General features: G+C 45.8%; 13 protein-coding genes. 2 read left to right on the forward strand and 11 right to left on the reverse strand.

What is annotated here, in order from left to right:
• Window positions 1-142 precede the first annotated feature (142 nt).
• Together purD and purH are read right to left on the reverse strand one after the other, a co-directional pair.
• Entirely contained in the window at window positions 143-1432 is a 1290-nt protein-coding gene (gene purD / locus ACED48_RS08580; RefSeq protein WP_017055905.1) for a phosphoribosylamine--glycine ligase, read from the reverse strand.
• Window positions 1433-1714: 282 nt separating this feature from the next.
• Window positions 1715-3307, reverse strand: a complete 1593-nt coding sequence (purH, locus tag ACED48_RS08585; protein WP_017055904.1) for a bifunctional phosphoribosylaminoimidazolecarboxamide formyltransferase/IMP cyclohydrolase — start codon at window positions 3305-3307, stop codon at window positions 1715-1717.
• 324 nt (window positions 3308-3631) lie between these two features.
• Here purH and zntR point away from each other — a divergent pair, with 324 nt between their 5' ends.
• Complete coding sequence (gene zntR, locus ACED48_RS08590; RefSeq protein ID WP_017055903.1) at window positions 3632-4063, forward strand: Zn(2+)-responsive transcriptional regulator; 432 nt, start codon at window positions 3632-3634, stop codon at window positions 4061-4063.
• A gap of 98 nt (window positions 4064-4161) precedes the next feature.
• On the opposite strand, the gene fis is transcribed toward zntR, so the two are convergent.
• The 9 genes from fis to ACED48_RS08635 all read right to left on the reverse strand — a co-directional run bounded on the left by fis (window position 4162) and on the right by ACED48_RS08635 (window position 13967).
• On the reverse strand, window positions 4162-4458 hold the full coding sequence (fis, locus tag ACED48_RS08595; RefSeq protein WP_004729744.1) for a DNA-binding transcriptional regulator Fis: 297 nt from the start codon (window positions 4456-4458) through the stop codon (window positions 4162-4164).
• Between the two features lie 23 nt (window positions 4459-4481).
• Window positions 4482-5450, reverse strand: coding sequence for a tRNA dihydrouridine synthase DusB (gene dusB / locus ACED48_RS08600; RefSeq protein ID WP_004729742.1), 969 nt, complete (start codon window positions 5448-5450; stop codon window positions 4482-4484).
• A 140-nt stretch (window positions 5451-5590) separates the two neighbouring features.
• Window positions 5591-6478, reverse strand: a complete 888-nt coding sequence (gene prmA / locus ACED48_RS08605) for a 50S ribosomal protein L11 methyltransferase (protein WP_017055901.1) — start codon at window positions 6476-6478, stop codon at window positions 5591-5593.
• Window positions 6479-6666: 188 nt separating this feature from the next.
• On the reverse strand, window positions 6667-8010 hold the full coding sequence (accC, locus tag ACED48_RS08610; RefSeq protein WP_017055900.1) for an acetyl-CoA carboxylase biotin carboxylase subunit: 1344 nt from the start codon (window positions 8008-8010) through the stop codon (window positions 6667-6669).
• Window positions 8011-8025: 15 nt separating this feature from the next.
• Entirely contained in the window at window positions 8026-8478 is a 453-nt protein-coding gene (accB, locus tag ACED48_RS08615) for an acetyl-CoA carboxylase biotin carboxyl carrier protein (RefSeq protein ID WP_017055899.1), read from the reverse strand.
• Window positions 8479-8551: 73 nt separating this feature from the next.
• A complete protein-coding gene (gene aroQ, locus ACED48_RS08620) occupies window positions 8552-9001 on the reverse strand; it encodes a type II 3-dehydroquinate dehydratase (RefSeq protein WP_017055898.1) in 450 nt (149 codons plus the stop codon).
• A 323-nt stretch (window positions 9002-9324) separates the two neighbouring features.
• On the reverse strand, window positions 9325-11274 hold the full coding sequence (gene acs, locus ACED48_RS08625; protein ID WP_017055897.1) for an acetate--CoA ligase: 1950 nt from the start codon (window positions 11272-11274) through the stop codon (window positions 9325-9327).
• A gap of 216 nt (window positions 11275-11490) precedes the next feature.
• The gene (locus ACED48_RS08630; protein ID WP_017055896.1) at window positions 11491-12123 is read right to left on the reverse strand and encodes a 3'-5' exonuclease; all 633 of its coding nucleotides are present in this window, start codon (window positions 12121-12123) and stop codon (window positions 11491-11493) included.
• Between the two features lie 11 nt (window positions 12124-12134).
• On the reverse strand, window positions 12135-13967 hold the full coding sequence (locus tag ACED48_RS08635; RefSeq protein WP_017055895.1) for a DUF294 nucleotidyltransferase-like domain-containing protein: 1833 nt from the start codon (window positions 13965-13967) through the stop codon (window positions 12135-12137).
• Between the two features lie 228 nt (window positions 13968-14195).
• Here ACED48_RS08635 and ACED48_RS08640 point away from each other — a divergent pair, with 228 nt between their 5' ends.
• Complete coding sequence (locus ACED48_RS08640) at window positions 14196-15386, forward strand: 3-phenylpropionate MFS transporter (protein WP_017055894.1); 1191 nt, start codon at window positions 14196-14198, stop codon at window positions 15384-15386.
• The last annotated feature ends 28 nt before the right edge of the window (window positions 15387-15414 follow it).

Raw genomic sequence — 15414 nt, forward strand, 5'->3', positions numbered from 1 at the left:
CAAGTGCTGATTTGTCTGTACAGGCGCAGATTCCTAGAAAGATTGAGTAATAAAAAAGGCGCCTATCGAGGCGCCTTTTGCTGTTATTCGCTTACTGTCATTTGCTTACTGTTATTGGAAAGTAAGCGAATAACAAGATTGATTACTGCTCTTGCTCACGCGCAATCGCACGGTAACCAATGTCATTGCGGTGGAACATACCATTCCAGCTAACTTGCTTCGTTAACGCGTAGGCTCGCTCCTGCGCTTCAGAAACCGTGTTCCCCAGTGCTGTTGCACAAAGTACACGACCACCGTTTGTTACCACATCGCCAGCTTCGTTATTTGTGGTGCCCGCGTGAAATACCTTTTGGCCTTCAACTTTGCTTGTTGGTAGTGAAATAACGTCACCTTTTGCGTAATCGGCAGGGTAACCGCCAGCCGCAAGAACAACACCGATAGAAGCGCGAGGATCCCACTTAGACTCTGCTTCGTCGAGCTTCTCATCGATAGCCATTAGGCAAAGCTCAACAAGGTCTGACTCCATACGCATCATGATAGGTTGCGTTTCTGGATCGCCGAAGCGGCAGTTGTATTCGATAACCTTAGGCGTACCGTCAGCATCGATCATAAGGCCAGCGTAAAGGAAACCAGTGTAAGGTGCGCCCTCTGCGTCCATGCCACGTACTGTTGGGTAGATAACTTCTTCAAGGATACGGTTATGGATTTCTGGAGTCACGACTGGCGCTGGAGAGTAAGCACCCATGCCGCCCGTATTCGGGCCTGTGTCTTTGTCGCCAACACGTTTGTGATCTTGGCTGGTGGCCATAGGAAGAACGCTAGAGCCATCAACCATTACGATGAAGCTTGCTTCTTCGCCTTCAAGAAACTCTTCGATAACCACGCGGCTGCCAGCTTCGCCAAATGCGTTGCCCGCTAGCATGTCTTTGATTGCGTCTTCAGCTTCTTCAAGGGTCATCGCAACGATAACGCCTTTACCCGCCGCAAGACCGTCCGCTTTTACTACTATTGGAGCGCCTTGCTCACGTACGTAAGCGATAGCCGGCTCAATCTCAGTGAAGTTTGCGTAGTAACCCGTAGGGATATCATGGCGAGCTAGGAAGTCTTTAGTGAATGCTTTCGAACCTTCAAGCTGTGCTGCCGCTTGAGTTGGACCAAAGATAGGAAGACCCACTTCGCGGAATGCGTCAACTACACCAATAACTAATGGCGCTTCAGGACCAACGATGGTCAGTTCGATTTTTTTCTCTTGAGCAAACGCTACTAAACCAGCGATGTCTTCAACGCCGATGTTTACGTTCTCAAGCTTAGGCTCAAGGGCAGTACCTGCGTTACCTGGAGCGATGAATACTGTTTCAACGTTTGGGTTTTGTGCTGCTTTCCAACCTAGTGCGTGCTCACGACCGCCGGCACCAATAATTAGTACATTCATGTTTTAAAATCCTTATAGCTGCTTCAGAGCCTTTATTTCTGTGTCAAACATGCTCACTTATGGTCATAAGCTCCGCGTGTTTTCCTTGAACTAAAGTCACTGACTTGCTCTACGTATTTCAAATATCGGAATATTTAAAAAACAAAATTATAAGTCTTGCTCAAAGTAGTTGGTGATGTGGCTAGGCAGCAATTGAGCCCATCCCCGGAAGCATAGTCCGCTATGTGACCGGGGTGGGCGAAAGCAGCTAACGACGCCACAGTGCCAAATACGAAGAGGAAATTAGTGGCGGAAGTGGCGCATACCCGTAAAGATCATCGCCATGCCGTGTTCGTCTGCTGCTGCGATAACTTCGTCATCACGCATAGAGCCGCCCGGTTGGATCACACACTTGATGCCAGCTTCTGCTGCCGCGTCGATACCGTCACGGAATGGGAAGAACGCGTCAGATGCCATTACACAACCTTCAACCTGTAGACCTTCGTCTGCCGCTTTGATGCCTGCGATTTTCGCAGAGTAAACGCGGCTCATTTGGCCAGCGCCTACACCGATTGTCATATCGCCTTTTGAGTAAACGATAGCGTTAGATTTAACGTACTTCGCTACTTTCCAGCAGAATAGGGCATCCTTTAGCTCTTCAACTGTAGGTTGGCGCTTAGAAACCACTTTAAGGTCATCTTCAGACACCATGCCTTGGTCGCGGTCTTGAACTAGCAAACCACCGTTAACGCGTTTAACGTCAAAGCCAGTTGTCTTCGTTGTCCACTCACCACATTCAAGTAGGCGAAGGTTTTTCTTAGCCGCTACGATTGCTACTGCTTCAGCAGAAACTGATGGTGCAATGATAACTTCAACGAATTGACGCTCAGTGATAGCCGTTGCTGTTGCAGCGTCTAGCTCACGGTTGAAAGCGATGATGCCGCCAAATGCAGATGTTGGGTCTGTTTTGAATGCGCGGTCGTAAGCTTCTAGGGTGTCTTCACCTAGTGCGACACCACATGGGTTAGCGTGTTTAACAATCACACATGCTGGCTGGTCGAACTCTTTCACACACTCAAGTGCTGCGTCGGTGTCAGCGATGTTGTTGTAAGAAAGGGCTTTACCTTGAATTTGTCGAGCAGTAGATACTGACGCTTCTTCAGGGGTTGCTTCAACGTAGAATGCGGCTGCTTGGTGGCTGTTCTCACCGTAGCGCATGTCTTGTTTTTTCTCGAACTGTTGGTTGAACGTGCGAGGGAATTTAGACTCGTCATCACCTTCTTTGTTCTCACCGTATGATGGAACCATAGTGCCGAAGTAGTTAGCGATCATGCCGTCGTAAGAAGCGGTGTGCTCGAATGCTGCGATAGCGAGGTCGAAGCGAGTCTCTAGCGTTAGAGATTGCTCGTTCGCGTCCATTTCAGCGACAACGCGCTCGTAGTCGTGTGCGTTTACAACGATCGTTACGTCTTTGTGGTTTTTAGCAGCAGAGCGAACCATTGTTGGGCCACCGATGTCGATGTTCTCAACAGCGTCAGCAAGGGTACAACCTTCTTTAGCAACGGTTTCTGCGAATGGGTATAGGTTTACAACAACCATATCGATAGGGTTGATACCGTGAGTTTCCATCACGTCATCATCTTGGCCACGACGGCCTAGAACACCACCATGAACTTTTGGATGTAGAGTCTTAACACGGCCATCCATCATTTCAGGGAAACCAGTGTAGTCAGATACTTCTGTAACAGAGATGCCTTTTTCAGCAAGTAGGCGAGCAGTGCCACCAGTAGATAAGATATCTACACCACGGTTAGCAAGAGCTTGTGCAAATTCAACGATACCAGTTTTGTCTGATACGCTGATGAGAGCGCGGCGAATTGGACGAGCGTTATTCATGCTTCCATCTTCCTCAAATTCATGGGGTTAAAATAAAGATATTTGCCAAAAAAGAACTTGTTTCTATCTTCTCAGCGTGGATTATCTTAGATACCAGTAAGAGATAAAATATTGGCCAGTTTTGGTAAAGACCTTTGGGTTAGTCTTATGATCACGCTATAAGATAACCAACTCCAAATTTGATGGCGCAGATTCTAACTAATTTATTACAAAAAAGCTCGCGCAATCGTTTGGCATCTCAAAATTAATTATGAAAAGTGCCATTTTAGCCTAAAAAGTAACGATAAAGTTAATTGTGCATTAGATGACAAAGTAGGAAAAAACATGTTTCAGATCGGTGAATTAGCGAAACGATGCGGTGTTACGGCCGATACCTTGCGATTTTATGAGAAGAATAAATTGATTGCTCCAGCCAGCCGCAGTGAGTCGGGTTATCGCCTGTATGACGAAAATAACCAGAAACAGGTGACGTTTATTCTCAAATCTAAAGAGTTAGGGCTGAGTTTGGGTGAGATTAAAGAATTGTTAGAGATTCGTCTTGAAGCGACTCAACACAGTTGCGCTGAAGTGAAGTCGATCACCTCTTCTAAGTTAGAGATGATTGATGAAAAGATAACGGAGCTTACTAAGATTCGAACGGCACTCAAGAAAATCAATGATGCCTGCTGTGGCCACATAGATGACGATGCGAGCCATTGTTCGATTCTGGCTGCCTTGGACTCAGCAAACCTTGAGAAGGGACGTTGTTGTAGCTAAGCAAGCCAGTTTTGTTTAGCGACATAATCAATAGGCCAAAAAAAGCCAAACTCAATCAATGAGTTTGGCTTTCAATTTAATAAATTACGAAAGAACGATTAGTTCATGCCGTATTTTTTAAGTTTCTTGCGAAGAGTACCGCGGTTAATACCCATCATGGTTGCTGCGCGAGTTTGATTACCGCGAGTGTACTGCATGATGGTGTCTAGTAGTGGCTGTTCAACTTCAGCTAATACTAATTCGTATAACTCGCTGACTTCTTGACCGTTTAATTGAGCAAGGTAATTTTTCAATGATGCTTTAACTGAGTCACGTAGTGGCTTCTGCGTGATTTGGTCTTGTGATGTAACTGTAGTTACTGTCAATGCTTCTGAAGTCAGATTTTGTTCGAACATATTCGGTCTAGCTCTTCTCGTAATTATGGTGCAACGTTATCAAAAAAACCTTCTAGCGCTTCAAGCTGCAGATCACCTGCTTCGAATGCGTTAAAGGTACGGCGAAACTCACTCGCTTGTTCATGTTCTTTTAGGTACCAACCCACATGCTTACGAGCAATTCGGGGGCCTAAAAACTCGCCATAAAATTCATGTAGAGCGTTCACATGACCAAGCATGATGTCTTTCACTTCCGAAATCGGGAGTGGATCCATCGTGGTACCGTTTTCCAAATAGTGTAGGATTTCGTTAAAAATCCAAGGGCGTCCTTGGGCAGGTCGACCTATCATTAAAGCATCAGCGCCGGTGTACTCCAGCACAAACTTCGCTTTTTCCGGACTATCGATATCACCGTTAGCGATAACCGGAATAGATACTGCTTGTTTCGCTGCTTTAATGTGTTTGTATTCTGCCTCACCTTTGTACATACAAGCGCGAGTTCTTCCATGGAGCGCAAGAGCTTGTATGCCGCAGTCTTCGGCTATTTTCGCGATTTGGACACAGTTTCTATTGTCTGTATCCCAGCCTGTGCGCGTTTTCAACGTTACTGGAACGTCGACAGCATTTACCACCGCTTTCAGAATGTCTTCAATGAGTTCTGGATGCTGCAGTAAGGCTGAGCCCGCAAGCTTCTTATTCACTTTTTTGGCAGGACAACCCATGTTGATATCGATGATTTGCGCACCGTTATCGACATTAAATTGAGCAGCCTCGGCCATAAGCTGTGGATCTGCACCAGCGATTTGCACTGAACGAATGCCCGATTCGCCTTCATGTACCATACGCTGCTGAGACTTTGACGTTTTCCAAACTTTCGGATTGGAGGACATCATTTCACTGACTGCCATCCCCGCACCGTAGCGAAGACACAACTCGCGGAATGGTCTATCCGTTACGCCAGCCATAGGAGCGACGATTAGATTGTTCTTAAGTTGATAATTTCCGATTTTCAAAAACGTCATCACAGTTCTGTACCAGCAAGGGCGCGCATTTTACGCATTTTTTCGCTGCGTGAAAAGACTAATATTTGAGCATTTACAATTTGTTTTTGTAATTTGTTTAAATATCAGTCAATTAGCGCTCAAAGTCTTGTCTAGCCTTGCTTGCGACCTGAGATTCGACACCATTCTTGTTGTTCAATGATCGGATCAATGTGAAGCTCATCACGATAATAAGTCGCAACATCTTCTGCTTGTGTATCTAAAACACCCGACATCGCAAGTACACCATTTGGCTTAACTAGGCCTTTGATGATGCCAGAAAGGTCGCGTAATGGACCTGCAAGAATGTTGGCAACCACAACGTCTGCTAGTAAACCTTCCGGTTGATCTTGTGGCAAGAACACCTCTAGTTGCTCAGCAACGCCATTGCGTTGTGCGTTGTCTTTTGATGCAAGCAGAGCTTGAGGATCAATGTCGATCCCGATAACTTTTGCCGCGCCTAGTTTGATCGCAGCGATCGCTAGGATGCCTGAGCCACAACCGAAGTCGATCACGGTTTTGCCTGCCAGGTCTAAGCCTTCCAGCCACTCAAGACACAATGCCGTTGTCGGGTGAGTACCAGTACCAAATGCAAGGCCTGGGTCTAGCATTACGTTTACAGCGTCAGGTTCAGGGATATCGCGCCAGCTAGGGCAGATCCATAAACGCTCACCAAACTTCATTGGGTGGAAGTTGTCCATCCATTCACGTTCCCAATCCTTGTCTTCAATTTGCTCTACTTTATGAGCAAAGTCTGCAGGGAACATGTTGCTTGCTTTAATCTGCGCTAGAACGACACCAGTATCAGTCTCAGCGTCGTAAAGCGCGAGAATATCAGTATCACCCCAAAGACGAGTTTCACCCGGCAGAGGCTCAAATACAGGGGTATCTTGTGCATCCAGGAAAGTTACAGAAAGAGCACCAGTCTCTTCCATTAACATGTCGCCGATTTGTTCGGCATTTTCATTGGTAGCATTAAGCTTGATTTGAATCCAAGGCATGGCTGCATCTTCTATATGAGAAAAATTGGATGGCGAGTCTAGCAGAAAATATGAGCAAATTCACCAAAACCCCATGGAATATAAAAGGGATTATTGATTGATTTTTTCGAAGGCTCTAAAAACAAAAAATGCCCACCGAAGTGAGCATTTATCTGTTCTTAAAAGAACGAATAGCGGAAGGCTAGATTCTATTGTAGACCGAGCTTCTTCTCAAGGTAGTGGATGTTTGCACCACCGTGTTGGAAGTTTTCGTCGTTCATAATAGCCAATTGAAGCTCAGTATTAACGTTAATACCTTCAACAATCATCTCACCCAATGCGTTCTTCATACGAGCGATAGCAACATCACGGTTCTCACCGTAAGTGATTAGCTTACCAATCATTGAATCATAGTGTGGTGGCACTGTGTAACCACTGTATATATGAGATTCCCAACGTACACCCATGCCGCCTGGAGCGTGGAAGCGTTGAATCTTACCTGGTGAAGGTAGGAAACGAACGGGATCTTCAGCATTGATACGACATTCGATTGAGTGACCGCGCAGCTTAATATCATCCTGTGTAAATGATAGAGGCTGACCAGCAGCAATACGCAGTTGCTCTTTCACTAGGTCGATACCCGTTACCATTTCAGTAATCGTGTGCTCAACCTGGATACGAGTGTTCATTTCGATGAAGTAGAACTCACCGTTCTCGTATAGGAATTCAAATGTACCTGCACCGCGGTAACCAATCTCAAGACAAGCACGAGTACAACGTTCGCCGATGTACTTACGCATCTCTTCAGTGATACCAGGAGCTGGTGCTTCTTCCACAACTTTCTGGTGACGACGCTGCATTGAACAGTCACGCTCACCAAGGTGGATAGCATTGCCTTGGCCATCTGCAAGTACTTGTACCTCAATGTGACGTGGGTTTTCTAGGAATTTCTCCATGTAAACCATATCGTTGTTGAAACAAGCTTTTGCTTCTGCGCGAGTCATTGCGATAGCTTCTGTTAGTTCTGCTTCAGAACGAACAACACGCATACCACGACCGCCACCGCCGCCAGATGCTTTGATGATAACTGGGAAACCAATGCGCTTAGCGTGCGCTTTGTTTTTTGCATCGTCATCATCAAGAGGGCCATCAGAACCGGGTACACAAGGTACGCCTGCTTTCTTCATTGATGTGATAGCTGACACTTTGTCACCCATAATACGAATGGTTTCAGCTTTAGGACCAACGAAGATAAAACCACTGCGCTCTACCTGTTCTGCAAAATCTGCATTTTCAGATAGGAAACCGTAGCCTGGATGGATAGCAACAGCACCTGTAACTTCAGCTGCGCTGATGATACGAGGAATGTTCAGGTAGCTATCGATACCACGAGCTGGGCCTATACAGATGGTTTCGTCTGCAAGAAGTACGTGCTTAAGATCGCGGTCAGCCGTTGAGTGAACCGCTACCGTTTTGATACCAAGTTCTTTACATGCACGTAGAATACGTAGTGCAATCTCACCACGGTTTGCGATTACTAATTTATCTAACATAATGAGTGCTCTCTATTATTCGATAATTACTAGAGCTTGGTCGAATTCTACTGGTTGACCATCTTCAACTAGAATCGCTGTCACAATACCAGACTTATCAGCTTCGATTTGGTTCATCATTTTCATTGCTTCAACGATACATAGGGTTTCGCCAGCCGTTACAGATTGACCAACCTTAACGAATGGTTTTGCATCTGGGCTTGGAGCACCGTAGAAAGTACCGACCATTGGAGAAAGAACTTGGTGACCAGTTGGAGCCGCAGGAGCTGCTGCTTCCACTGCTACAGGTACCGCTGCAGGAGCTGGAGCCGCTACAGGTGCAGGAGCTGCTGCATATTGAACAGGTGCGACAGGAGCTGTGCTGTTACGGCTGATTCGTACTGACTCTTCACCTTCAGAGATTTCTAGTTCAGAAATACCAGACTCTTCAACCAATTCGATTAGCTTTTTGATTTTGCGAATATCCATTGTATCTTTCTCTTTATCTGTTAATTGAACTTACTCGATGACTGAGTAGGTTAGTATAGTTCGTTGTTTATGTTTACTTTGAGTTGAGCTTGCTGAGCGCAGCGGTCAAAGCAAATTGATAACCTTGGGCCCCTAAGCCACAAATCACACCTTCTGCTTTATCAGATAGGTAAGAGTGGTGACGGAACGGTTCACGCGCGTGAACATTCGATAGGTGAACCTCAATAAATGGGATAGCAACACCAAGTAGTGCATCTCGCAGTGCCACACTGGTATGTGTAAAGGCGGCTGGGTTGATAATAATGAAATCAACGCTTTGAGAAGCACTATGGATAGCTTCAATCAGTTCATACTCGCGATTTGACTGTAAGTGAGATAGCTCAACATCATGTGTTTTCGCTTGCTCGGTCAATGAGCTAATAATCTGGTCAAGTGTTTGAGAACCGTAATGTGCAGGTTCTCGAAGGCCTAACAGGTTAAGGTTTGGGCCATTTAAAACTAGAATGCGAAACTTTGTAGACATTATGGGGCTATCTTCCTTTATCGTGATTACGAACGTGAATGTTGCCATTTTATTGAAAATTTGGGGTTAATTTCCAGTAAGGAAAACCCAAATTTAAAAATTAGAACCAGATTATAGCTAATTCAGCGCAAATCGCAGCAATTTACTGGTCTAATCTCCTATTGATACAACATGGAATTGTTACCAACTTAACAAAAAAGCGCCTTAGCCTTAATTTGGGGCGGGATATTTGAGATCAAGATCAGCCATAAAAAAACCGCCACATAGGTGACGGTTTAGAATGAACCTGTTTTAAACAGTACTTAGCTCGTGTGACTGGTTGATTATGCCAGTTCGGCTTTCTCGGCGATGAGCTTATCTACCACACCTGGATCTGCCAGTGTCGAAGTATCACCTAAGTTACCCGTATCACCTGTGGCTATCTTACGTAGGATACGGCGCATGATTTTACCCGAACGAGTTTTTGGCAAAGAGTCTGTCCAATGCAGGACGTCGGGTGTTGCGATTGGGCCAATCTCTTTACGTACCCAATCTTTCACTTCTTTATGTAGCTCCGCAGTTGGAAACTCACCATCATTAAGGGTGATATAAGCATAAATTGCTTGGCCTTTAATATCGTGAGGAATACCTACAATCGCTGCCTCTGCAATTTTATCGAACGCCACTAGAGCCGATTCAATCTCAGCGGTACCCATACGGTGACCAGATACGTTAAGCACGTCATCGACACGGCCAGTGATCCAGTAGTAACCGTCTTCATCACGACGAGCACCATCACTGGTAAAGTACATGCCTTTAAACGTAGAGAAGTAAGTCTGTTCAAAACGATCATGATCGCCATGGACAGTACGCATTTGGCCTGGCCAAGAGTCAAGAATCACAAGGTTGCCGTCGGTTGCACCCTCAATAATATTACCCATGTTATCAACCAGTGCCGGTTGCACACCGAAGAATGGGCGAGTTGCGGAGCCCGGTTTTAGATCGGTTGCGCCCGGTAGTGGTGCGATTAAGATGCCGCCCGTTTCTGTTTGCCACCAAGTATCGACAATTGGAGATTGCTCATTACCAATCGTTTTGTAGTACCACTCCCACGCTTCTGGGTTGATAGGCTCACCCACGGAGCCCATGATTCTTAGGCTGTCACGAGAAGTACCTTCAACGGCTTCATTGCCTTTTGCCATCAATGCACGAATAGCTGTTGGCGCAGTATAAAGAATATTAACTTGGTGCTTATCGACCACTTCACTCATGCGGTTAGTGTTCGGGTAGTTCGGCACGCCTTCAAACAGAATGGTTTTTGCACCATTGGCAAGCGGTCCGTAAACAAGGTAGGTGTGACCGGTAATCCACCCCACATCCGCAGTACACCAGAAAGTCTCGCCTTCTTGGTAATCGAATACGTATTTGAAGGTCATGGCTGCATATACTAGGTAGCCACCTGTGGTGTGCATAACACCCTTAGGTTTACCCGTAGAGCCTGACGTATAAAGGATGAATAGTGGGTCTTCTGCGTTCATCTCTTCAGGTGGGCAATCTGCCGATACGTTTGCGATAGCATCATGCCACCACACATCACGGTGTTCATGCCAAGCAACATCACCGCCAGTGCGCTTGAATACGATAACCTTCTCGATGTTTTTCACTTCAGGATTCGTTAGTGCTTCATCAACATTTTTCTTCAATGGAACCGCACGGCCGCCACGCACGCCTTCATCGGCAGTGATCACGACTTTAGAGTTTGAATCGATAATACGACCAGACAGTGCTTCTGGTGAGAAACCACCAAATACCACCGTGTGAACCGCACCGATACGGGTACACGCCAGCATGGCAACTGCCGCTTCTGGCACCATTGGCATGTATAAACAAACCACATCACCCTTGCGTACGCCTTGCTCTTTTAGAGCATTTGAAAACAGGCACACTTCTTTGTGTAGTTCGTTAAAGGTTAGGGTTTTATCATCAGCAGGGTCATCGCCTTCCCAGATGATAGCGACTTCATCACCGCGCTCAGCAAGATGGCGGTCGATACAGTTAGCCGAAACGTTAAGCGTGCCATCTTCAAACCAACGGATATCAATGTGGCCAGGGTCGAAAGAGGTATTTTTTACCTGTGTGAAAGGCTTAATCCAATCAACGATTTTTCCGTGTTCACCCCAAAAGCCTTCAGGGTCAGAAACAGATTGCTGGTACATGGCTAGGTAAGTGTCATTATCCGCGTGTGTGGTTGATTTAATATTTTCTTTTACCGGATAAACGTGGGCTTCACTCATTGCATCTCTCCTTGTGCCTACATTCCTAATGAACTGGCAACTTCCTTTGTGTTCAGTTTCTAAGTCTATTACAGGACTGTCTGTGTTATCACTCTCAGCTAGGACGACGATTTCCACAATTAGACTTTAGGATGAGATGCTGCTTTCTACTTAAAAAATAGCGAGTTAAGTTCATTTTTGCGAGATTGCTCTCTATGTAGAAATGCACTAGTTGAATTAAGAATAAGAGGAGTTGAAGCGAGGTAGATCACCATATTTTAGACGAATAAAGATCAGTGCTGCAGAGATAGCGTCTTGTAATGCATCATGTTTATTGGTGGAGATAGGCAAATCGAGCTGACGACAGATGGCGTCCATACTGAGATCGAAATAGGCATTAGGCAGCTGTCTTTCGAGTGTGTCTTGATAAAGCTGGCTCACTTCGACTAATCGGTTAGGCAGCGGAAATCCAAGCTGTTTTAAACAGGTGCGGTCGAGAATCTTTTTATCATAGCGGATGTGATAGCCGACTAAAGGTCTATTACCGATGAAGTTCAGTAGCTCGATTAAAGCCTGTTTTTCTTCAATGCCGTGCTTAAGATCTTGATGGCGAATACGGTGGATTTTTATGGAATTGCAATCGAGCGATTGAGGCGCTCGTAGTCGAACTTCAAAAGGTTGGCTGGTAATGATTCGGTTACCGATGATCTTGGTCGCGGCAATAGTGACTAATTCCGCCTGATTAGGGTCGAGGCTGGTGGTTTCACAATCGAGCGATACATATTCATGAATAACAGGCGCAGCAAACAGAGGCTGATACGGAGAGCCTTTGAGCTTGTAATGCCAGTAATAGCGAAGCAGTCTATTCATCGTTCAGTCGTCTAATCCCGTATCTGATAGTGATAGCCGAGCCATTGCTTGAATTTCTTCACCACGTGCAGGCTATGACGAAGCAGATCCCTGTCTGCTCGTTCCATCAGTTTAACGTTGATCTTGTTGCTGCTGTGCTGCTGAGAAAGTCTTTGGGCTAAGCGCCACTTAAAGAATTGCTTGAGCGCTTCACTGAGATTATCGGCAGTACTTTGCTCAAGTACTTTCTTGCTAACCAGTTGCTCAATGCGTTCGAAGGTGTTGTTGACCGTGACACCATGCTCAAGACAAAGTGCTCTCACACCATGCACGATAGGGAAAATACCACCTTGTTTGATATCGAGCCCTGACTTGGATTGCTTCACATTGCCAAATAGGGTGAGGGGAACCGAGAAGTTCAGCGCCGGGCGGCAGAACTCGGTCAGAATTAATTCCTGTCCTAGCATTAAATCACTGAGGTGCTGCTTTACAGGTTTTAATAATTCTCTATTACCCGCGACGGCGTGCGCATCCGCCATTATTGCAACCTCCATCACGCTATCGGGAGAGGCTTTCTTCACCCAACTTGTGAGGATGTGTTTCCATTCTTGCTGTGAGTGTACCCATTTCGGATTGTTGACCATCACGTTGCCAGGGCAGAGTGGATAGCCCAATTGCTGCAATGTGTGGGTGAGGTCGTTCATGGCACTTTGGCATTGATGCCACTCCAAGCCATCTTGAATTATTAGCGCGTTGTCTTGATCGGTTTTGAGAATTTGTTCTCCACGGCCTTCCGACCCCAACACGATTAAGCAGCAATGATTATGCAGTGCGGGTGGGATCACCAATTCAAACGCCTTCTCTATGATCTGTTCATTAACAGCAGAAATCAGCTCCATGATAAAGCGTGTGCGAATCCCATTACTGAGCAAGCTCTCGACCAGTTGACGCTGTTTGTTAGAAGCCATTGCCAATTCTTCAATGCTGGTGGCTCGCGCGATACGTAAAGTCAGCACGTGCGAGTGAGTCGAGAACGCACTGAGAATCTGTGTCATGTCCAACATACCAACAGCATTTTGGTCATCACAAACCATTAGCCTTTTCACCTTGTTTCTGGTCATAGTAATCATGGCATTGAACAAGAAGTCACCTTGGTTAACGTGCAACACTGGGAAAGTTGCTATCTCGCCAACTGCGCTATCGAGCGGGCGATTGTCGAGCATCACAGCATGCAATAAATTGGTCCGAGTGACGATGGCATACGGGAAAATAGATGATGTTCCAAAAGTATTGAGTTGATGATGATCTAGGTGGACTAAGGCCGAATCTAATCCCTGTTCTTTTAGGGTTTGAGTGACTTGGTTAATCGGCTGGGTTGGTTCCAATATTAGCGGTGGGTGATAAATAGAGTCGTCTACTTTGGTCAGTATGAACTCGGCAAGATTCTGTTGCTGTTGAGCGGCTTCAATAAGTGCTTTTCGGGTCGATAGGTTGCTATCAAAATAAGCCGCGAATTGGCCGTTGGCGTGGTAAAGATCAAGGAATACATCGGTTGGCAGCAAATAACTTAAGGTATCTTCAAGCGCGACATATTGGTGCTTGGTATGAGACTCAAACTGACTACGGACATCAAAAATATCGTCATTGGCATAGTGCGCGTAGATTTCCCCATCGCTGCTGGCTCGTTCTTCAACAGCCCCTTTAATAAGAATATGCAAATGACGACTTGGTCGGTCGGCCTCCAATATCACTTCGTGTGTTCGGTAGTAAACCACATCTAATGATGATCGCAGCGTTAGCTGTTCTGCATCGGACAGGCTATCGAAGGGTGGGTGCTGCATATTAAATTTATCAGGCATAAACATCGAAAGAATTAGGAATCTCTTTTCAGTCTGACAAATTACCAGCGAACCTCCAGACGACTTTAGTCTAAACGCAAATGCAGTTCTCGGTTGAAGTATGATTTTGTTGGAGAGTGAAGTGACGAGTTGAGTCAATATGGGAACGCTATCTTAGTAATAATTCCCTTTTTCATTGTATGCGAGGTAGGCATAATTGGTGCTGCCTTTTTCCATACACTTTATAGGTCATTTATGTTTAGCCCTTCACCTTATGGTTGGATTTCCCAGTATTTCCTTGGTTTCTTTTTTGCCTATGGTGTTTATTTGCCATTTTGGGCGTTGTGGTTTGAAGACCAAGGCGTCTCGGCTGGTGACATTGGGGTTTTAATTGGTATCGGCTTTGCGACGCGTTGTGTGGCTAACCTAGTGATTACACCGCGCATCCATAAAGTGGAGCACTTAATGCCAGCTCTGCGTTGTCTGAGTTTTGCTGCGCTCTTGTTTGTCGGTTTCCACTTCTTCACCGGTGGCAGCTTTCTGCTGATGTTGCTAGCCACGGTATTATTCAATCTATGTTGTGGCCCAATTATTCCGTTGTCTGACGCCATGGCGAATCATTACAGCCGCTTAAAAATGCTTGATTATGGACGTACTCGATTATGGGGTTCGATTGCCTTTATCGCGGGCTCTACAGTGGTTGGCTATCTGGTTGCTGAATTTGGCACTGATATGATTTTGTATACAGCACTTGCGGGCGTGTTGTTGTCACTGGTGTTGGCGATGAGAAACCCGAACGTGATGCCAGTCACGCAATCTGAGCAACAAACGGTGCGACCGAAGTTAGGTGATTTACTACGTGAGTCGTCAGTGGTGAAATTCTTAGCCTTGATGGCGTTGTTGCAAGGTAGCCATGCGGCTTATTACAGCTTTAGTGCGATTTATTGGAAAGAAGCGGGGCACTCAGAGGCGATCATCGGTTATTTGTGGAGCCTAGGTGTTGTCGCAGAGGTGGCTGTGTTTGCTTTAAGTAAGCGCTTATTTTCTGGTTGGTCACTGCGCACTCTTTTTGTGGTCGCGGCAATAGGGGTGATGGCTCGTTGGGGAATTACGGCATCGACTACGGCAATTGGTGCTTTGATTTTGGTTCAACTGTTGCACGGCGTGACATTCGCAATGGCTCATATTGCGGCGATTCAGTACATTCAGTCTGAAGAGCAAAACAAAATGGTGGCTTTACAAGCGCTTTATAACGCCATTCCATTGGGGGCGTTTATTGCTCTAATGACAACGTTGAGTGGCTGGGGCTATGAGTTATGGGGGGCTAATATTTTCTGGGGTATGGCTGCGATGGGGGCTCTTGCGCTATTTATTAAGCTTGATGAAAGAAGCTCGGTTGTTGAAGTTAATCAAATTGGGTCTGAACAATCTGAAGCAAAAAGTTAGTGGCGAAGTACATTATTAAAGCCCAAAG

The organism is Vibrio sp. 5S239, assembly GCF_041439575.1.
Lineage (GTDB): Bacteria > Pseudomonadota > Gammaproteobacteria > Enterobacterales > Vibrionaceae > Vibrio > Vibrio kanaloae.